Genomic DNA, 19,074 nt, shown 5'->3' with positions numbered 1-19,074 from the left:
CGTGGACGGACCCTGTCAGCCTACGCCAGCCTCTCCGGCAGGTCGGCCTCGGTCCGGCCGAGGACGATCTGGTCGAAGAGGGCGCCGCCGCCGTCCGTGCGCACGCCGAGCTGGGTGATCTTCTTCAGCCTGCCGGTGCTCGCCGCCCACAGGTCCACGCGGACGGTCCGCCAGCCGTCGGCCGGGAACTCGTCGGCCGGGACCGTCATCTGGGTCAGCACGGTGTCGGGGGACCCCCACTTCGAGATCCCGGCGTTCACACCGAAGTACTGATCGTCGCCGTCCGCCTCCGGGCTGCCGCCGGGCCCCAGCCGCAGGCCGATCCCGGTGGTGTCGACGCCGAGCGCCTTCCAGGCGAACTGGAGGTACCGGTACTGGGCCGGGGCGCTCGGGTGCTCCACGATCTCGAAGTTCCAGTCGTGCATCGTGTCCATGAAGAAGAGGCCGTGCCGGATGGGGTACTGGGCGCCCGGCAGCGCCACGGGCACCCGCAGGCACCTGTGACCGGCGTACGCGCCGCCCTCCTGGATGTCGACGACGTGCGGGCCGTCGAGCAGGAGGTCCTCCACGTCGTCCACGCGGTCGTCGAAGAGGACGGCGAGAGCGTTGTTCTCCACCACGTCCCGGTGGGAGGGACCAAGGACCTTGCCGTGGAAGACCAGTTCACCGAGCCGGAGATTGCCCGCCGGCCAGGTGGAGCCGCCGGTCGTGACGAACCGGAAGCGTCCGGAGTGCAGCGGCGGCTCGATGGCGTGGCTGTGCAGGGCCTGGTCGGAGAGGAGCATCGGACCGTCCCGCCAGGCGCCGGCCCGGGCGTCCCACCACTGGAGCAGGACGTCCCGCATCCAGGACTCGGGGTGCGCGGGGTCCTCGGCGATCGTGACGCCGGTCAGCTCCAGCTGGTAGCGGAAGGTGTCCACCGTGAAGAGGAAGCGGTGGTCCGAGCCGGTGGCTCCCATGCCGTTCAGGAGCGTCCGGTTCAGCCACGGTCCGGCGGGCGGATCGGCGCTGCCGTCGGTGAGGAGGCCGAAGACCTCGTCCGGGTCCTGGGTCATGCCACGATCCGGATCGACCGTCCTCATGCCGAGATAGGCGTACGTCTGAACCAGGAGGTTGGGCGTCAGCGGGTAGGCCTCGGGCCGCGCGTTGCCCCAGTCCGCCCGCACCACCGGCACCGGGTCCGGGGCCCGCAGCTTCGACCGGATGTCCTTCTCCTCGGGGATCAGCCGGGTCCGCCAGCGCTCGTCGAGGTCGGTGCCGTAGCGGATCACCGTGCCCATCCAGGTGGCCACCAGCAGATCGCCGTCCGGCAGCCAGGCCGGCACCGGGAGGGCGCGCAGGTCGGTCGCGGTCAGCAGGACCCCGTCGCGGTCGAGTACGGACAGGGTGCCCAGCTCGCTGCCCACGGCGACCCGGGTGCCGTCGGGCGAGATGCGCGGGCGGCGCAGGAAGTCGTCCCCGGTGTACGTCCACAGCAGCCCGCCCCCGGTGTCGAAGGCACGGAGCTGGTTGCCCGTGGTGGCCACGAGGAAGGAGCCGTCGGCGGAGAGGGACAGCTCGCTCGCCGCGGTGGGGAGGGTGTGGGCCAGGACGCCGTCACGGATCACGAACACCCGGCCGCCGTCGGCCTCGGACGCGATCATCGCCGTACGCCGATCACCACTGACGGTCGCGGCGCCGAAGGCCCCGCCGAGGCTCCCGCTCTCGGTGGTGGCGAAGGTCCACAGGGTGCTGCCGTCCGTCGCCGAGAGGCCGGTGACGGTGTCGTCGGCAAAGGTGATCAGGGTGTCGTCGTCGAGGGCGAGGAGGCGCAGCGGGGTCCGGCGGTGCTGCGCCCACCAGGGGTGCGACCACTTCTCGTGCCCCTCCTCGTCCCACACCGCGAGGCCCAGGTCACCGCAGGAGGCGGTCCACGAACCGCCGGGCGCCACCGCGAAGTTGTTCAGCCCGTAGTCGTAACCCCACTCGCTCTTCGACCAGTCGGTGGCCTTCTTGGGCAGGCCGAACAGGGCGTACCGGCGCTGTGCCCGTCCGGTGGAGTCCAGCTGGTAGAGGTGGTAGCCCTCGGCGGAGCCGAGGTCGAAGCCCTGGGCGGCGAAGCCGCCGGGGCGGGCGACGGGGGCGTAGGCGAAGTGGTGGCCGACCCGCTGCCGCCAGCGGGTGCGGCCGGTGGCGAGGTCGAGGCCGTAGAGGTTGTGGTCCCAGTTGAAGGTGTTGAGGGCGGCGGTGCGGCCGTCCGCGGAGACCGCGATGTCCCGGACGTGCGGGCCGAATCCGTCCTCGGAGGCGGTCGGCAGCGGGTCGTGCAGCAGCGGGACGATCGCGTAGAGCCGGGCCGGTACGGTCCGCAGGTCCGCCGTGAAGACGCCGTCGAGCAGCGAGACCGGTCTGCCGGTGAGCACGTCGACGACCTGGTGCAGCGCGGGCAGCCGTACCTTCAACCGGGCTTGGACAGGCAGCCGTTGGGCACAGAGCAGGCCCACCCGCCAGGCGGTCTCCGGCTCCCAGTCGGGCATGGTGTTGTTGACGGCCCAGAGGTACGTGATGTCCCCGGCCGTCCGTTCGCTGAGCAGCACCTCGGGGTTGTCGCACTCGGCGACCGGCGGGACGGCGGCCAGCGCCTCGGCGACGGCGGCGCCCTGGGCCAGGAAGGCGCGGCGCAGGCGGTAGTAGGAGGTGTCGTCGCCCTGCCAGGCCGGTTCCCGCTTGAGGTCGACCTGGTCGAACCCGAAGCCGAGCGGGCGGAAGGCGGTGCGGTACTCGGGGTGGCAGGTGTCGTCGGCGTACACGTTCGCGTGCACCGCCCGCAGCGCCGCGTCCAGTTGCGGATCCAGGTCGACCTTCTGGCCCACGAGCAGTACGGCCTGGTAGCCGCGCAGTACGTCGGCGGTGACGTCCTCGGTGAAGACGAAGGACGCGGGGCGGTGGGCGTGGAGGCAGGCGTTGTAGGCGTCGTAGAGGCGGGCGAAGTAGAGGCTGGCGAACCAGCCGCCTTCGTTGGTCTCCAGGCGCAGCATCCGGGTGGAGACGACGATCGCGATCCGGTCGGCGGAGCGGGCGCCCGCGACGGTCGGGGCGAGGCGGGCGATCAGGTCGAACGCGGCGCGCTGGACGGAGGTCTTGCCCGCTCCTCCGGAGCGCGGCTCGCCGCGTTTCCAGCCGCTGCCGCCGGTGCGTTCCGCGTAGGCGGCGACCGGTTCGACCTGGCGGACACCCTCGTCGGGGACCAGGCCGGTGCCGTTCGGGCCGCGCAGCACCTGCTGGAACAGCGTCGGCAGGATCATGCCGCCGGTGCCGTCGTCGTTGGACAACTCCGGGTGACCCCAGGCCGGTTTGCCCGGCCGTCGGTAGAAGTCGACCATGTGGGCGGTGGCCAGCATCACCTGGATCTGCTCGCCCTGGTAGTGCAGGTCGACCTCGTCGGCCTGGGCGAACAGCAGCGGGGGCACGGTCTGGGGCTGCCGGTAGGGCGGGGTCAGGGCGGTGGTCAGGCCGGGGGCCACGTCGTCGAGCGCCTTGCGGAACTCCTCCGCCGCGGTCGGCTTCAGCTTGATCGAGCGGTCGGTCACGGTGTCGAGCACGGGCGCCCAGGTGGGATCGCCGTCGGCGATGTCCTTCAGGCGGGCGTTGTACTCCCCCCGCTCCGACTCGCTCTCCGCGGCGACCACGCCCACCGGGCCGTTCCACCAGTTGGCGCCCCAGGTCCAGCCGCGGAAGGCGGCGTACGCGGCGAGCCGGCCGGTGGTCGTCGTGAGGTCGTTCACCAGGGCGGGCAGGTCGCGGGCCTCGTAGTTCTTCGGCCAGTTCAACGGCAGGAAGGCGTCGTTGTAGAGGAGCACCGCCTGCTCCTCGATGCCGTACGCGCCGTAGCCCGCGATGGTCCGGCGGCCCACGTCCTCGAAGACGGCCTTCTGCCAGTGGACCGCGGCCGGTGACTTCTTCAGCCTGGCGACGATCTCCCCGTCGGCGTCGTAGTCGGCGGTGAACGTGCGACCCCAGTTCACGCCGAGCCGGTCGACGGCGAGGTTGAGACCGAGCGCCCGCACCCTGGCCAGGTGGGCCTGGACCAGGTCCGGCAGGTCCGCGAGGCTCGGCAGCCTGGCGGTGGCCGGATCCTTGGCGGCCTCGCGGGGGTCGATGGGGAAGCAGGCGTGGTTGGGGGCGTAGATGTCGGAGTACAGGGTGAGATGGAAGTCCGGCCTGGTCGCCAGTCCCGGCCCGATCTCCAGGTACTGCGGGGCGACGGTGAAGCCGGCCGGCGCGTCGGCGTCGACGGCGTACCGTCCGGGCTCCAGGTCCGCGGTGGTCTCGGGGCCGATGTCCAGCCGGCCGACACCCTGGGCGTCCAGGTGGACGCCGTCCCACTCCCGGACCTCGGACCCCGCTCGCGTCAGCACGACCCGTACGGCGGCCGGCAGCGGCACCCCCGAGGCCGCCCGGGCCGCGATCGCGACGGTGACGGCCTCGCCGCGGCCGTAGTGGAGGCGGTTGAGGTCGACCCGCTTGTCCGCGCCATTGGCGTCCTGGTCGATACGGCAGCTCATCAGGGACAGCGAGCCCTGCCCGGCGCCTTCCGGGCGGATCTCGACGATGCCGTCCAGGACGTACTCGGACACGCGTCCGCCGACGTCCGGCGACACCCGCACCTGGTACAGCCCGCGGGCGTCGGCGGGCGGGGTCACCGCGCCGCCGGACAGCGGGAGTTCGGTGAACTCCGGCAGGCCGAGCGGGCGCAGCCAGACCCTGAAGCGCGGCCGGTCGGCCCACCTTCCCGGGGTGTGGGTGACGGTCAGGGGCACGGGCCGGCCGGCGGTCCACACGTCGGTGTCGTACTGCAGGCTCAACCGCTCCACGTCGGCGAGCACCTGGTCGAGCGCGGTGCCCTGCGCGGCGTCGTACACCTCGACCAGGCAGAGGGGGTCGTTCCGCTTGACGTGGTACTTCTTGTCGCGGAGCCGCAGGTGCTGCACCTCGTAACCGTCGTCGGGCAGCGCGATGGTGCCCGCCGCCCACTCCTTCTGCCCCTTGCTCCCGGGCTGGTAGATCCGCAGCTCCTGCCTGCCCCGGCCCTCGACGATCACATGGAGTTCGCCGTCCCCGTCCGCGTCGAAGCCGCCGTAGAGCCCGCCCGAGACCTTGACCTCGTCGTACCAGAGGAGCCGCCCCTGGAGATCGGTGGCGCAGAGGATGCCGGACGCGCCGTTCCCCGCCTTGGACCACGCGGTGTAGATGCGGTCGGCGTTCTCCGCCACGCGCAGGCCGACCGCCGCCTTGTTCGAGACGGCGTCGGCCGGCAGTCCGGTGAGGGGGATCTCCTGGCTCAGGGTGGCGTCGGGGTTCAGCTTGAGCACGCGTCGCCGGTGCTGGTCGAGGGCGTAGAAGGCGCCGGACTCGGCCGCCTCCAGGCCCGAGGGCGAGGTGTAGCCGAGGGTGTCGTCGGCGGCGAAGTCGTCGTAGTGGCCGAGTTCGGCGAAGTCGGCGTCGTAGAAGACGATCCGGTGCTGGAAGTGGTGCTCCACGATGGCGATCACCCCGGCCGCGTTGGCCGTGACGGAGAGCGCCGCGGCGCCGACCCGGACGAAGCGCCGGGTACCGTCCGGTCCCAGCCGCAGCAGCCGGCCGTCGGGGGCACCGCCGGTGACCAGATAGCGGTTCTTGTCGCGGCCGTAACCCAGTTTCAGGTTCGGCACGTCGAAGACGGGGTGGTACCGGGATACGACCTGCTCGATCTTCCTTGCGCCCACTGCGGCTCTCCCCCGCTCGCGCCGATCGCGGCTCACCCGCGGTTCATGGTCGGCGCGGGCATGCCTCAGCATCGCCACGTCCACCGGAACGGCACAATCACCGCACCGGGCGAGCGGTCGAACTCCCGTGCGGGATACCGGAGTTCTACGCCGTGTACGCCCCCACCAGCAGTCCCGCGAAGGCCCCCGCGATCAGGAACGGCCCGAACGCGATCGCCGTCTTGCGGCCCGCCCGCCGTACGACGACGAGCGCACCGCCGTACAGCGCGCCGAACAGGAACCCGGCGAAGGTGCCGAGCAGCACGGTGGGCCAGCCGTACCAGCCGAGGACGGCGCCCGTGCCGAGGGCCAGCTTCACGTCGCCGAAGCCCATGCCGCCCGGGTTGATGAGGAAGAGCACGAAGTAGGCGCCGCCGAGGGCGAGGGCGGCGTAGAGGGAGGTGAACCAGTCACCGGCGTGCTCGGGGAGCAGGGCGGCCACCCCGAGGAGGGCGAGGGCGGCGGCCGCGAGGGGGAGCGTGAGGGGGTCGGGCAGGCGCTGCACCCGGAAGTCGACCACCGCGAGCAGCACGCCGACGGGGGCCAGGAGCAGCCAGACGGCGAGTTCGGGGCGGGTGCCGGTGGCCAGGGCGAGGGCTGCGCAGACGAGGGCGGTGGCGAGGGCGAGGGGGGTGGTGCGGGGGGCGGGTGCGGGTTCGTCGTCGAGGGTGGCCGCGCAGTCGCCGCACTGCGCACTCCCCAGCCAGCCCCTGACGGGGTGGCCCGCGGGGCACGTCTTGCGCCACTCCTCCCCCGCCGGTACCGAGAAGCGGTACGCGGCGCGGGGCAGCAGGGACCCGGCCGCCGCACCCCAGAGGGCGGCGGCGGCCGGGAGGGCGAGGTCCAGGGCGGTCGTCATCCGGTCGCGGCGGCGCCGTCGCGCCAGGTCGGCAGGAGTTCGTCGAGGAGGGCCTCGGTGCGCGGGGGCAGACCGCGCGCGCCGCTGCGGGCGATCAGGTCGGCGGCGAGGGCGCGCAGCCGGTCCGGGTCGCCGGTGGCGTGCGTGGCGCGCAGCAGCTCGTTCCAGAGGCGCTCGTCCGCCGGGGCGGTCCGCAGCGCCGCGCTGAGCGCCTCGATCGCCTTCTCCGCGCGGTCCTTCTCCAGGTGGAACGCGGACAGCGCGAGGCCGATGTCGGCGACGAGGAGCGGGAGCTGGGCGTCGATGATCTCGTGGGTGAGCCAGCGGTAGCGGCCCTCCGCGCGGTCGGCGAGCAGCGGGCCGCGCACCAGGACGAGGGCGTCGGTGAGCAGCCGGCCGCGGACCGCACGGCTGTCGACGCCCTTGCCCTGGGTGGCCTCGTAATAGAGGGAGCGCAGCACGTCGAGGTCGGAGACGACGGACTTGGCGAGCGTGAGGCGGCCGGCCGCGTCCGCGCGCAGCCGGGGGCTGCCGTCGGGGTCGGTGCCGAGCCAGCCGCGCAGCCGCTCCAGGAGGGCGTCGCGGACGTCCTCCGTCACGCCCCGCGGCCACAGCGCGGACGACAGCACGCGCGGGTGCACGCCCTCGCGGTGCAGGAGGAGCAGGGCAAGGGCCTCGTGGAGGAGGGGGCTGCGCTCGCCGTCGGGGGTGTCCAGGCCGATGATCTCGTACGGTCCGACGAGCCGCGCGTACACCGCGGGACGGCCCTGCTCGCTGATGTCGACGAGGAACGGCGGGGTGGTGGTGGGTCCGTCGGGGTCGCGCTCGGGGTCGGCCTCCACGAAGAGTTCGACGACCGCGCGCTGCTGGACCGCGGGCAGCAGCTGGGCCTGGAGTTCGAGGCCGAGCAGCGGGGCGAGGAGCCTGCCGTCCGGGGTGATCTCCATCGCCCAGGCGGCGCCGGGCAGGTCGTCGCGCTCGCTGCCGACCAGGTAGCCGATGCCGAGCCGGGCGGCGTCGGCGGCGAGTTCGGCGAGGCGCACGGCGTCCTCGGCGGACGGCTGGGTGGCGAGCAGTACGAGGTTCGGCGCCCAGCGGGTGTGCTGGGCGGGGCCGGTCCGGCCGGTGAGGACCGAGTGGTGGTCGGCGGCGCCCAGCGCACCGCGCCGCTGCCGGGTCTCCGCCTCCATCGTCTCGAACAGCGCCTCCACGTCGTCGAGATGGCGCAGCCGGTTGGGGGCGAGCGGGGTGAGGTCCGCGCCGAAGCCCACGAGGGTGATGGTCATACGGTCCGACCAGCCGTTGGTGGCGAGTTCGGCGGCGACGGAGGCGAACACGGCGGCCCGGTCGGCCTCGCGGCCGCTCAGCGAGACGATGCCGGGCACCGCCTCCAGGTTGAGCAGCAGCCGCGAGTCGTCCATGGTGCCGAGGCTGACCAGACCGGGGTACGGCGCCGCGGCGTCGGTGTCCTCGTAGCGCTCGGCGTCCGCGCGGGACAGCGTCCAGAACGTCTGGTCCTGGCCGAGCTGCCAGGGCGCCGGGGGTTTGCCGGCCGGCTGGGCGAGCTGCAGATGCAGGTCGCCGTGGCTGAGCCAGGCCGCGTAGACGACGGGCAGGGAACGGGACTCGGCGGTGAGGGCGGCGGCGAGTCCGCGGAGCGACCGGTCGAGCTGTCGTACGCCCTCCGGGTCGGCGCCGACCAGCAGCGCGTCCTGCACGTCCTGGGCGTCGCCGGTCGGGATCGGCGGTTCCATGCCGCGGCTGCCGCCGACGGCACCGAGCGCCGACTGCCACAGGGCCTGCCGGCGCCGGCGGCCGAGGGCGGCGAGCAGGCCGGTGGCGAGGAGGGGGGCGCCGAGGAGGGCCTCGGAGAGGCCGAAGGAGTGGCCGGACGTCTCCTGGGCGTGCGGGGTGGCGGTGTCACCGGCCTGCCGCTGAGCGGGCACGGTGATCTGGGCGGTGGCTCCGTCCTCGCCCGCGTGCTGCCCGCCGCCCTGCTCCTGGTGCTGCTGGTGCTGGGCGTGGTCGCCGGTCTGCGCGTAGTCGCCGATCTGCTGCCGGACCTCCGGCGAGACGTGCGCGTCGGGGTTCTCGACGAGTTCGCCGCCGTGCGCGTCGCCGGGCATCTCCATGATCCAGCCGGGGCGGATGAGGCTGGCCTCGGAGAGCCGGGAGCCGTCGGGCTGGATGCGGTCCTTGTTGAGCTCGTAGATCTCCTTGTACCGGCGGCCGTCGCCGAGGTGGCGCTGCGCTATCTCCCACAGGGAGTCGTGGTGGCGGCCCTCGGGCGGCTGGATCCGGTAGTACTTCGTCGCCCCGTGCGTGGCGGTGGAGCCGCCCTGTTCGGCCTGGGCCGCGGCATGGCCGGCCTGCTCGGCGAGGGCGGCGGCGGTGCTCTTCGCCTGCTCCTGCTGCTGGGCGAGGATGCCGGGGGTCGCCTGGGCGGTGGCCACCGTGCCCTTCTGGTTGCCCTCCAGGCTGTGGCCGAGCTGGGAGAGGCCCGGGGTGAAGCTGGCGGCGGTGGCGCCGACCAGCAGCAGCGCGGCCACGAGCTGACGGGCGAGCAGCTGGCTGGGACCGGCGCCGGGGACCCGGCCGGGCAGGCCGACGCCGGAGACGGCGGCCTTGACCTCCACCAGCACGCAGGCCGTGAACTGGGCCCAGGCCAGCCAGACGACGACCGTCAGCGCGTTCAGGAACGTCTGTACGTCGATCGGCTGCGACAGCCAGTCCATGCTGGGCGCGCTGCGCGGCAGGGGCCAGCCGACCGTCACGGCGAGGGCGCCGGGGACGCCGACGACGAGGACCAGCAGCGCCACGAAGGCGAGGAACGCCCTGACGACGTCCCCGAAGGTACGCCGACGCAACCGCACCGGCTGCGGGGTCCGGTTCCGCGGACCCGACGGAGCGGTGCCCGTCGGCCTTCCCGTCGAGCTTGATGTGCTGCGTCGCGCCATGGCGGGTGTCCCGGGGTCGTGTGTGGAAGGAGTTGGCCGGGGGCGCATCGAGCCTGCCGAAGTCCCCTTGACGATCCTATTGACTGGCACCGACAGCGTCGAAGGGGTAGAACGACCAACCGGCGCCCGAATTCTCCGGTTTCACCAATCAGTTTCCCATTGGCCGGAGTTACCACCACCCGACCTGCACACGCCCCCTCCACACGCCCCACACAGCCCGTCAGTCGCCGACCCGCAGCGAGGACAGCAGGAAGCGGGTGAGGGCGGAGGTCGGGAAGCTGATCGCGGCCACACCCTCCTCCGCGCGGAGTTCGACGACCGTGCGCGAGTCACCGTACGGACGCACCTGCACGTTGCCGAGCACGGCCGGGCCCTCCAGCCCCTCCTCCAGCAAGGCCCGCGCGAAGGTCCAGGTGACCTCCTCACCGTCCAGGGAGATCCACGGCGGGAAGACGAAGTGCACGGCCTGCGGGTCGGCCGAGGTGTAGCGGAGCGTCGCGGGGACCGCCACCTCCTGCGCGTCGGCGGTGAGCAGGCGGGCGCCGGTGGGCTGTTCGAGCGTGATGGGCACGGGTTCGTCTCCGGGGATGCGGTGGTGGGCCGTCGTACAAGTGAGAGCGCTTGACCACGGGCTCATTACGCCGGAAACACAAGCGACTTGAGTGACATGTGTCACTTTCCGATGCGCTTGAAACTTTGCTTGAACGTTTCGTCATCTACGCTGACAAACCTTCTCCCGCCCCTGCGCCGGCAACTGGAGCGTTCCGCCATGCACGACGGTTCCTCTGCAGTGATCAGCACCACCGCCTACGCCCGGATATACGAGGAACAGCAGCCGCGGCTCGTCGCGTACGCCCGCTCCCTCACCCGCAACGCCTGGGTCGCCGAAGACCTGGTCGCCGAGGCGCACTTCCGGGTCTGGCGACGGCTGGCCGAGGGGCACGAGATCGACAACGTGTCGGCGTACCTGACGACGACCGTCCGGCATCTCGCGTACGCCGCGAACGGTGCCGCGCACGAGACGCCCCGCGACCCGCACGAGGACGAGCAGGCCGAGTCCGGCCGGCACGGCGAGGACCCCGCCGAGCACGTCTCCTCCGTCGACCTGCTCGTCCGCGTCCTGGCCCAGTTGCCCGAACGCTGGGTCAAGGCCCTCTGGCTGGCCGAGGCGGAGGGCCAGCCGCTGGCGCAGATCGGGCCGCAGCTGGGCACCAAGGAGGGCGCCACCGCCGTCCTGCTGCACCGCGCCCGGGAGGGGATGCGGCAGGCCTTCCTGCGCACCCAGACCGGGGCCCCGGACGACCCCGCCTGCCAGGTCCACTGGAGCCGGATGCCCGCGTACGTGCGGGGTGCCGCGACGGAACGTCAGTCCGACCGGCTGCTCGGCCACGTGGACACCTGCGCGGACTGCCGGACCCGGCTCGCCGCCCTGATGAGCGCCAACGACCGGCTCCCCGCCCTGGTCGGGCCGGCCCTGCTGGTGTTCGCGGTGGGCGGCACGGCCGGCAGGTTCCTGCTGACCCTGACCGCGGCCGGGGCCTCGGCGGGCGGCCACGCGGGCGGCGGCGGAGCGGGGAGCGGGCTGCTGCACGGCGTACGGCAGGCCACCGGTGTCGCCGGCGCGAAGGCGCCGGTGGTGGTCGCGGCGGCGGGCGCGATGGCGGCCGGTGCGGCGGCGCTGGTGCTGATACTCGGCCCCGGCCAGTCCGCCTCCGTCCCCGCGCAGCGGACACCGGTCGCCGACGCGCCGGCGGCACAGGTACCGGTGGCCGAACAGCCGTCGGTTCCCAAGGACGCGCCCGCCACGCGGCCGACGGTGACACCGGGTCAGGGCGGAGCGGAGGCGGCACCGCCGCAGGTCGCGGACGACGACGGCGCGGACGGCGCGGTCGCGTCCGGGCCCACGGCGCCGCCGCCGACGGCCGGCGGCAACGGCGACGGCGGCTCGACGGCGGAGCCCGGTGGGAACTCCCCAGGAGGCGACGGGGACGGGACCGGGGACGGCGACGGTGGCAGCACTCCGCCCGCGCCGACGGAGCCGACGCCGCCCCCCGCGCCCACAACCCCGGCCCCCACTCCCCCGGCACCCCCGGCACCACCGGCCGAGCCGACGCCGCCCGCCGATCCCGCTCCCCCGGCGGACCCGGCTCCCGTGGATCCGCCGCCCGTCTCGGACCCGGCCCCGGACCCGGCCGACCCGGACCCGGTCACTCCACCCGGCGACGACTGCCCGCCCCGGCACGGTCACGGCAACGGCCGTACCCACGGCGGCAACGACGACGACAGCCGCAGTCGCACGGCTCCTGAGGCCTGAGCGGGGGTCCGTTGAAGTCAGCTGCGGTTCGGCAGCGCCACTTTAGGGGCGCGGGGAACCGCGCGACCAGCCACGACGGCGCCGCTGACGGCAGACGGCAGACGGCAGACGGCAGACGGCAGACGGCACATCGCGGCACCTCCAGCGGAGCGCCTAGCCGACCTCGTTCTCCGCCGTAGCCTCGCCGTGCACCACGATCGCGCCGCCGTAGAACATGCCCGTGAAGACCGGTTCGTAGGTCAACTGGACCTCGACCTGGACCTGTTGGGTGTCGGCGGCGATGCAGTGGGTGCCCGCGATGTCGGCGGTGGACATGTCCATCTCGCGGGCGAAGGTCTTCACCCGGGCGTCGCAGTCCTGGAAGTTGATCGGCGCTTCGCCCTGGTTCTCGTACAGCTTGTCCAGGTCGAGGTCCTGGGCCGCGTAACGGGCGGCCTGTTCCGCGATGTCGGCGGCCCGTTCGCGCTTGGAGATGGACAGGCCGCCGTCGATGACGAACGCCGACAGGGAGAGGAAGACCAGGGCGAAGATGATGACCGCGCCCGCGCCCGAGCCCCGGTCGTCGAGACGGAGCCGGCGCGCGGTCCACCAACTGCGCAGCACCGCAAGGCTCATGCCGCCCTCCGGAGCGGGTCGAGGGGCGAGGAGAACGTCGAGGAGAGGGTCGTCGGGATGTCCAGGCCCAGCATCGCCAGACCCCTCACCTCGCAGCTCACCTCGACCGTGAAGATGGTGCCGGACTGGAAGCCGGCGCTGGTCTGTACGACGGAGACCGGCCCCGAGCAGACGTCCGACAGGTCGGCCTCGGCGGCCTTCTGGGCCTCCGACATGGCCGTGGCGTGGTCCTTCTGGATGGACCCGGCGCGGGCCGCGTCCCGCGCGGCGCCGTCGATCGCCCCACGCCCGTCGACGAGCTGGCCGAAGGCGACCAGAACCAGAATGAACAGGATCATGACCGGGGCGAGGATGACGACCTCGACGGTCGACAGCCCCCGGTCGTCGTCCAGAGCTCTCTTCTCCACGGCGGACATCTAGTTCTTGTCCTCCACGAACCGCTCCACCGGCCCCGCGGACCGTGCGTGCACCGTCAGGTCCAGGCCCGGGAACACCGTCGGGATGCGGGCCGTGATCTCGACGCCGACCGTGGTCTGCTCCGGCTGGACCATCTTCACGTCGGGCGACAGGACCAGCTGCGGGCCGAGTTGCCTGATGTAGGAGTCGACCACGTCCTGGGCCTCGCCGCGCCAGGCGCCGGGCTCCGCGTCGGCGGTGGCGCGGGCTTTGCGGGCGCCGGCCTGGGCCGCCGCCTGGGCCACGTGGTCGGCGAAGAAGTACAGCGCGAACTGCACCGTCGCGAAGATCATGAAGAACAGGACAGGGGTGAGGAACACGAACTCGATCGCGGTCATGCCCGAGTCGCCGCGCGCGGCCGCCGTCCGGCGGCGTATCCAGCCGCGCAGGCCTCCGCTCACGCCCGCAGACATCCCCGTCACCCCCGTCACCCCGTCATCCCCGTCGTGGTCGCGCCCGGCCGCTCAGCAGGTTCCGCTCGCGTTGGCGCCCTTGATGCAGTTGCCGACCTTGTTGGCGCCGTCGCTCAGCGCGGCGTTGATGATGGCCGCCACCACGCCGACGATCGCCACGACGACCGCCGAGATGATGACCCACTCGACGGCGGAGGCGCCGCGGTCGAGTTCGCCGGAGCGGGCGCGCTGCACCCGGCCCTGGAGGAAGGTGACCAGGAAGTCGACCGCCGGCATCCCGGTGCTGAAGTTCCGTGTGTTCATGATGACTTGTCCTCTCGAAACAGCAGTTGGCGAAGGTTCTCGACTCAGCTCACGTCAGCTCACACCTGGAACACCCGCATCGCCGCCGGGAAGATCAGGAAAACCAGGAAGCCCGCGCACAGCAGCAGCTGGGCGACGAGCATCGACTGGGACTTCTCGCCCGCGCTGCCCTCGATCTCGGCGAGTTCGCGGTGGCGCATGGTCTCGGCACGGGAGGCCAGGGACTCGCGGACCTTGGCGCCGTCGTCCGCGACCAGGGCGAGGGAGGCGGAGAGGTCCTTGAGCTCCTCCACGCCGAGTTCCTCACCGAGCGCGCCCAGCGCCTGCCACTGGCTGACGCCGGTGATGCGGGCGTCGGCGAGGGCGTTGCGGATGCGCTGGTTGGCCCAGCCGTCGGAGACCTCGGCGGCCGCCATCAGGGCCTCGGGCAGGCCGCGGCCGCCGGCGAGGCTCATCGACACCAGGTCGAGGTACGCCCCGATCACGCGCCTCAGGTCCCGGCGCTTCTCGGCCGCGTCCCGTCGTACCTCCAGGTCGGGCAGGAAGAAGAACAGGGCCGCGCAGGCCAGGGCCAGCCAGACCGGGATGACCGGGTTGTGGCCGAAGCCCATCGTGTAGACGACGGCGAACAGGAACGGCCCGAAGATCAGGCCGGCCGCGGCGAGCAGCACCTTGGTCGCCAGGAACTTCTCCCAGCTGCGGTCCAGCACGGCGAGGTCGGCGCGGAGCGAGCGCTGTTCCCAGCCCTGCTGCCGGTAGAAGTCGGCGACGCGGTCGCCGACCTCGGCGCGCAGCGTGCCGAGCCGGCCGGTGTCCTGCGTCCGCCGTGCCGACTCGTAGGCCGCGCCGCGCGCCCGCATCGCGTCGATCCTGGCGACCTGGGCCACCGCACTGCGCCTGGACGGCATCAGGGCACGGATCAGGACGTAGACGCCCAGCCCCAGGGTCACGCCGACGACGATCGGCATCGTGAGATTCACCGGCGTACTCCATCCTCGGTGGGCAGCGGCTGCTGACCGACCGGACCGGACTGGCCCGGCTGACCGGGCTGGCCGGGAGCGGTGCGGGGCGGTCGTACGAACTGCACGGAGGACTGGTCGCGGACCAGGAACCGTTCCGGGGTCTCGATGGTGGACAGCTTGCGCAGCCACCAGAAGCCGAGCGCGAACAGCCCGCAGACCAGGGCGAGGACCAGTTGGCCGACGGCGGTGCCGTACGGCTCCACGAAGTCCCGGTTGAAGACGGCGAGGCCGAGGACGAACGCGACCGACACGGCGACGACGATCTGCACCGAGCGCCGGGTGGACGCCCGCTGGGCCATCACGCGCTGGCGCATGTCCACTTCCTCTCGCGACGACTTGGCCAGCGCGCCAAGGACCTGGCGCAGACCGGGGCCGCGGAGGCGGGCGTTGAGGATGAGCGCCGCCACGATGATGTCGGCGGAGGCGTCGTCGATCTCGTCGGCGAGGTGCTGGAGCGCGTCGGGCAGCGGGGTGCGGGCGCGCAGCCGGTCGACGAGGGCGTCGAGGTGCGGGCGGAGGATGGGCGCGGCGGCGCGGGCGGAGGCCGGGATGGCCTGCTCCAGGCCGACCGCGCCGGCGATGGTGTCGCGCAGCGACTCGGTCCAGGAGGCGAGGGCCTCCACGCGCTTCATCGCGGCCCGCTCCTCGGCGGCGCCGCCGAACAGCCTGTCCCAGAAGAAGACGAGGACACCGGCCGCGATGCCGGCCACCGCCCAGCGGGTCAGCAGCAGCACGACGAGGCCGACGATGGCGGCGAGGGAGCCGCGCTGGCCGGCGAACCGGATGAGCTCGGCGGCCCGTTCGTTCGCCTTCTGCTTCTCGTGGTCAGGCTTGGCGGGCAGGCCGCGCACCGCCAGGACCAGCAGCGCGAGTCCGCCGCCGGCGGCGACACCGCAGCCGAGGGCGTAGAGGACGGTGGTGGAGAAGAGCCCGCCCATGGAGCCCAGGGAGTCCAGGTTCATGTCATGTCACCCCCACGCCCCGTGCGGCTGGTAGCCGTAGGCCATCAGGTCCTCCAGGCAGGCTATGGGCGCGTGCGGGACGACCCGGCCGTCGTGGGCCTCCGCGAACACCTCGCTGGACAGCACCCTGCCGTCCACGCCGTTGACCTCGCGGACCGAGGTGACCATGCGCTGGAGGCGGCCGCCGGTCTGGTAGTTGTTGCGCCGCTGGATGAAGACGACGAAGTTCACCGCGCCCGCGATCAGCATCTGGCTGGCCTCGATGGGCAGCCGTTCGGAGGCCTGGAGCGCGTAGGTCGAGATGCGGTTGAAGACTTCGCTGGAGCTGTTGGCGTGGATCGTGGACAGCGACCCGTCGTTGCCCTGCGACATCGCGTTGAGCATGGTGACGATCTCGTCGCCGAGGACCTCGCCGACGATGACCCGGGAGGGGTTCATACGCAGCGACCGGCGCACCAGCTCGGCCATGGAAATGGTGCCCTGGCCCTCCGAGTTGGGCAGCCGCTCCTCGAACGCGACGACGTTCGGGTGCAGGTCGTGGAAGGTGTCGAGCCCGAGCTCCAGCGCGCGCTCGACGGTGATGAGCCGTTCGTGCGGCGGGATCTCGTTGGCGAGGGCGCGCAGCAGTGTCGTCTTGCCGGCGTTGGTCGCCCCCGCGATCATGATGTTCTTGCGGGCGCGGACGGCGCAGGCCATGAAGTGCGCGACCTCGGGCGTGAGCGTCCCGTTCCCGACCAGGTCGGAGATGAAGACCTTGCCCATGCGGGCGCGGCGGATGGAGAGCGCGGGCCGCCGGGTGACGTCCATGACGGCGGAGAGCCGGGAGCCGTCGGGGAGCCGGAGGTCGAGCTGCGGGTTGGCGGAGTCGAAGGGCCGCGACGACAGACCGGAGTAGGCGCCGAGCACCTGGATCAGCTCGATGAGCTCCTCGTCGGTCTCCGCGACGGGATCCCCGACGGCCTCCCGTCCGTCGCTGAACCCGACGAAGACCTGGTCGCACCCGTTGATGTCGATGTTCTCGACGTCCGGGTCGTCGAGCAGCGGCTGCAGCCGTCCCACGCCGAACAGCGCCGCGTGCACGGCGGCCGCGTACTGCTCCTCGGTCTCCGCGTCCAGCGGGGTGCGCCCGGTGTTGATCTCCGCGCGGGCGTACTCCTCCAGGATCTGGGCTATGACCGCGCGGGCGTACTGCCGTTCGTCCTCGGTGGACATCGGCGTCACGCCGGACGTCTGGTCCTGGCGGCGCTGCTCGGCGATCCGGTCGCCGGCGTCCTGCCGGAACCGCTTGACCAACTGGTGGTCGACAGCGGTCATCGGCCGGCCCCCGCGTGGGGCGCCTGCGTCGGTACGGACCAGGCGGCGCCGTACTGCTGGTGGAGGTCGGCGGTGACCTTGCGGGCCGAGCGGATGAGCAGGGACTTGTCGAGGCGCCCGCGCTTGCGGCCGGCCAGTTGGTCGGCGCCGGCCGGGTCGTCGGCGATGGTGCCGACCACGCGGGCGCCGGTCTGGGCGTGCACGAGCATGTCGTTGACCTGGTTGACCAGCTTGCCGGCGCCGGACGGGTCGGCGATCAGGACCACCCCGATCAGCGGGGTGGCGAGGGCGGCGGCGCCGCGCGGACCGCCGTGCAGCTTCTGCGCGAGGGCGGCGGCCCGGTCCCGGACCCGGGCGAGCGCCTCGGGCTCGGTCCGGGAGACCAGGAGCACGAGCGCCGCGTGCGGGAACATCTCCACGGCCGGGGTGTCGCCGCTGATCCGTCCGCAGTCGGCGATGACGTCGGCCGGGGCGTTCGGGGAGTCGGCGAGGGAGGCGAAGGCGTGCCCGAGGGTGGGCCACAGCCCGGCGAGCCCGGCGGCGTGCTCGGCTATGCCGAGCCCGACGAGCACTTCAAGACCGCCGCTCAACGGCTGCACGTGATCCCAGAGTTGGTCCGGGACGAGTCCTCGTCGCGCGGTGGCTGCGATGGACAGCATGCCGGTGTTGGGGTTGAGCGGTCCGCCGTGCGCGGCGGCGCTGCGGTAGACGAGGTCGCCGCCGGCCGGGTCGGCCTCGGCGAGCAGGACCCGGCGCGGCCAGACCGCGGCGAGCGCGACGGCCGCGGTGGTGACGCCGGGGGAACCCTTGTCGGCGGCGATTGCGATGAGCGCCATGGGGTGGGGCCCGCCTTCTAGTTGCCGTTGCCGGGTACGAGGACGAGGGCGACCGAACCGGTGGCGGCGGCCTGGGCCAGCGCGGCGGCGTCGCCACTGTCGACGGTGAGCGTGACGGCGAGGTTGGTGCTGCTGACGAGGGAGTTGTCGCCGCTCTTGGTGTCCGGTACGTAGCTGACCTTGGCCTGGCTGACGATCGGGGAGTCGCTGCTGCCGGACGACGAGGAGGAGGAACTGTCGCCGGAGGAGGAGCCGTTGCTGCTGACACGGTAGGCGGCGACGACGTCACCGGTCTTGAGCTTGGCGGGGTACTGGCCCTCCTTGAGGGAGAGACCGACCACGGCCTTGCCTGCGGAGAGGGTGCTCCCGGTGCCGAACATCTGCCCCATGACGACCGTGTCCTTGTAGATGGTCGTCTTGGCCTTGAGTGTCTCCAGGGTGCTGAGCTGGGACCACCTGACGTAGTTGATGCTGTCGTCGGCCGCGACCATCACGGACGTCACGTCGCTGTTGGTCACGGACTCGCCGGGCTGGATGTCGGCGGTCACCTTGATGACCTCGATCCGGTCGCCGGCCTGCAGCACGAGCGTCGTCGCACCCAGCGCGCCGAGCAGGATCAGCAGCACGGCGAGCGCGGCCAGGGCGGGCTTGCGCTCGCGCGGCGCGGTGGGAAGCCGGTCACCGGCCGAAGGCTGAGCCGGACCGGCGGAACGACCGGCGCCCGCCCCCGTACGCTCTTGGATCTTCACGCAACCGCTCCCCGTTACAGCCAAGACAGTGTCTGTCAAGAACTCTGAAAACCTGTCAACGCTTGTCACCCTGCCTACCGGCACAGCGAAAGCGGACACTCCACACCAATCACCCCGAACCGGCCAAATACTCGGCCGCGGGGTGAGTGTCAAGCGATCGCACCGTATCAGCCGCACATAAGCCCCTCAAGGCGCGGCCGGACTCCTTGACCTCACTGAAATCGTCGTTGCGATCTGCAACGGCGGTGACCTGTACGCCGGTTGGGATTCCGGACACATCAAGGGATCCCGAAGTGTGCGCCGGTGAATCCTCCCCACCCTGCTCGCGGCCGGTCCGTCCCCGGCGCCGTCACCGTGCGCCCATGAGGCCTGCACGAAGTGCTCACGACGACGGCCGGTTCCGGGCGGCGCCCCGACTAGGATCACGGGATCACGGACCACCCGGCCGGACAACGGGTTTCGCCGCCGTGAACGACCGTGAGGATGGCAGA

The 19,074-nt window shown here is 72.5% G+C and carries 14 protein-coding genes; 1 reads left to right on the top strand and 13 read right to left on the bottom strand.

The genetic code is table 11. The features are described from left to right. Window positions 1-20 precede the first annotated feature (20 nt). From ABT137_RS16460 to ABT137_RS16445, 4 genes are all read right to left on the bottom strand, one after another. On the bottom strand, window positions 21-5,744 hold the full coding sequence (locus ABT137_RS16460) for a WD40 repeat domain-containing protein (RefSeq protein WP_351708847.1): 5,724 nt from the start codon (window positions 5,742-5,744) through the stop codon (window positions 21-23). Window positions 5,745-5,889: 145 nt separating this feature from the next. After that, window positions 5,890-6,642 (bottom strand): prepilin peptidase, encoded by a 753-nt coding sequence (locus ABT137_RS16455; RefSeq protein WP_351708845.1) that lies wholly within the window; start codon window positions 6,640-6,642, stop codon window positions 5,890-5,892. Then, window positions 6,639-9,599 carry a BTAD domain-containing putative transcriptional regulator gene (locus ABT137_RS16450; protein WP_351708842.1) on the bottom strand — a complete coding sequence of 987 codons (2,961 nt, stop codon included), beginning with the start codon at window positions 9,597-9,599 and terminating at the stop codon, window positions 6,639-6,641. Before ABT137_RS16450 ends, ABT137_RS16455 begins: the two co-directional genes overlap by 4 nt. A 220-nt stretch (window positions 9,600-9,819) precedes the next feature. After that, on the bottom strand, window positions 9,820-10,170 hold the full coding sequence (locus ABT137_RS16445) for an SsgA family sporulation/cell division regulator (protein WP_351708839.1): 351 nt from the start codon (window positions 10,168-10,170) through the stop codon (window positions 9,820-9,822). 198 nt (window positions 10,171-10,368) lie between these two features. Between ABT137_RS16445 and ABT137_RS16440 the strand changes: the two genes are divergently transcribed. Then, window positions 10,369-11,913 (top strand): sigma-70 family RNA polymerase sigma factor, encoded by a 1,545-nt coding sequence (locus ABT137_RS16440; protein WP_351708836.1) that lies wholly within the window; start codon window positions 10,369-10,371, stop codon window positions 11,911-11,913. A gap of 153 nt (window positions 11,914-12,066) precedes the next feature. Here ABT137_RS16440 and ABT137_RS16435 read toward each other — a convergent pair whose 3' ends face one another. Genes ABT137_RS16435 through ABT137_RS16395 form a run of 9 tightly spaced genes read right to left on the bottom strand, consistent with a single transcriptional unit; the run spans window position 12,067 to window position 18,583 of the window. Beyond that, a complete protein-coding gene (locus tag ABT137_RS16435; protein WP_351708833.1) occupies window positions 12,067-12,528 on the bottom strand; it encodes a TadE/TadG family type IV pilus assembly protein in 462 nt (153 codons plus the stop codon). Then, complete coding sequence (locus tag ABT137_RS16430) at window positions 12,525-12,944, bottom strand: TadE/TadG family type IV pilus assembly protein (RefSeq protein WP_351708830.1); 420 nt, start codon at window positions 12,942-12,944, stop codon at window positions 12,525-12,527. The genes ABT137_RS16435 and ABT137_RS16430 overlap by 4 nt, the downstream gene beginning before the upstream one ends. Beyond that, window positions 12,945-13,397 (bottom strand): TadE family protein, encoded by a 453-nt coding sequence (locus ABT137_RS16425; protein ID WP_351708827.1) that lies wholly within the window; start codon window positions 13,395-13,397, stop codon window positions 12,945-12,947. It lies immediately after the preceding gene. Between the two features lie 51 nt (window positions 13,398-13,448). Then, on the bottom strand, window positions 13,449-13,700 hold the full coding sequence (locus tag ABT137_RS16420; protein ID WP_351708824.1) for a hypothetical protein: 252 nt from the start codon (window positions 13,698-13,700) through the stop codon (window positions 13,449-13,451). A 59-nt stretch (window positions 13,701-13,759) separates the two neighbouring features. After that, window positions 13,760-14,680, bottom strand: coding sequence for a type II secretion system F family protein (locus ABT137_RS16415; RefSeq protein WP_351708821.1), 921 nt, complete (start codon window positions 14,678-14,680; stop codon window positions 13,760-13,762). After that, the gene (locus tag ABT137_RS16410) at window positions 14,677-15,660 is read right to left on the bottom strand and encodes a type II secretion system F family protein (RefSeq protein ID WP_351709229.1); all 984 of its coding nucleotides are present in this window, start codon (window positions 15,658-15,660) and stop codon (window positions 14,677-14,679) included. The genes ABT137_RS16415 and ABT137_RS16410 overlap by 4 nt, the downstream gene beginning before the upstream one ends. A 30-nt stretch (window positions 15,661-15,690) precedes the next feature. Next, window positions 15,691-16,998, bottom strand: a complete 1,308-nt coding sequence (locus ABT137_RS16405) for a TadA family conjugal transfer-associated ATPase (protein ID WP_351708818.1) — start codon at window positions 16,996-16,998, stop codon at window positions 15,691-15,693. Continuing rightward, complete coding sequence (locus tag ABT137_RS16400) at window positions 16,995-17,834, bottom strand: hypothetical protein (RefSeq protein WP_351708815.1); 840 nt, start codon at window positions 17,832-17,834, stop codon at window positions 16,995-16,997. Before ABT137_RS16400 ends, ABT137_RS16405 begins: the two co-directional genes overlap by 4 nt. Window positions 17,835-17,851: 17 nt before the next feature. Continuing rightward, entirely contained in the window at window positions 17,852-18,583 is a 732-nt protein-coding gene (locus tag ABT137_RS16395; RefSeq protein ID WP_351708812.1) for a hypothetical protein, read from the bottom strand. Window positions 18,584-19,074: the final 491 nt, after the last annotated feature.

The sequence above is a fragment of the Streptomyces sp. NPDC001980 genome, assembly GCF_040296885.1.
GTDB lineage: Bacteria > Actinomycetota > Actinomycetes > Streptomycetales > Streptomycetaceae > Streptomyces.
The sequence above is the reverse complement of the archived record's forward strand: the minus strand, read 5'-3'. Positions and strand labels throughout refer to the sequence as shown.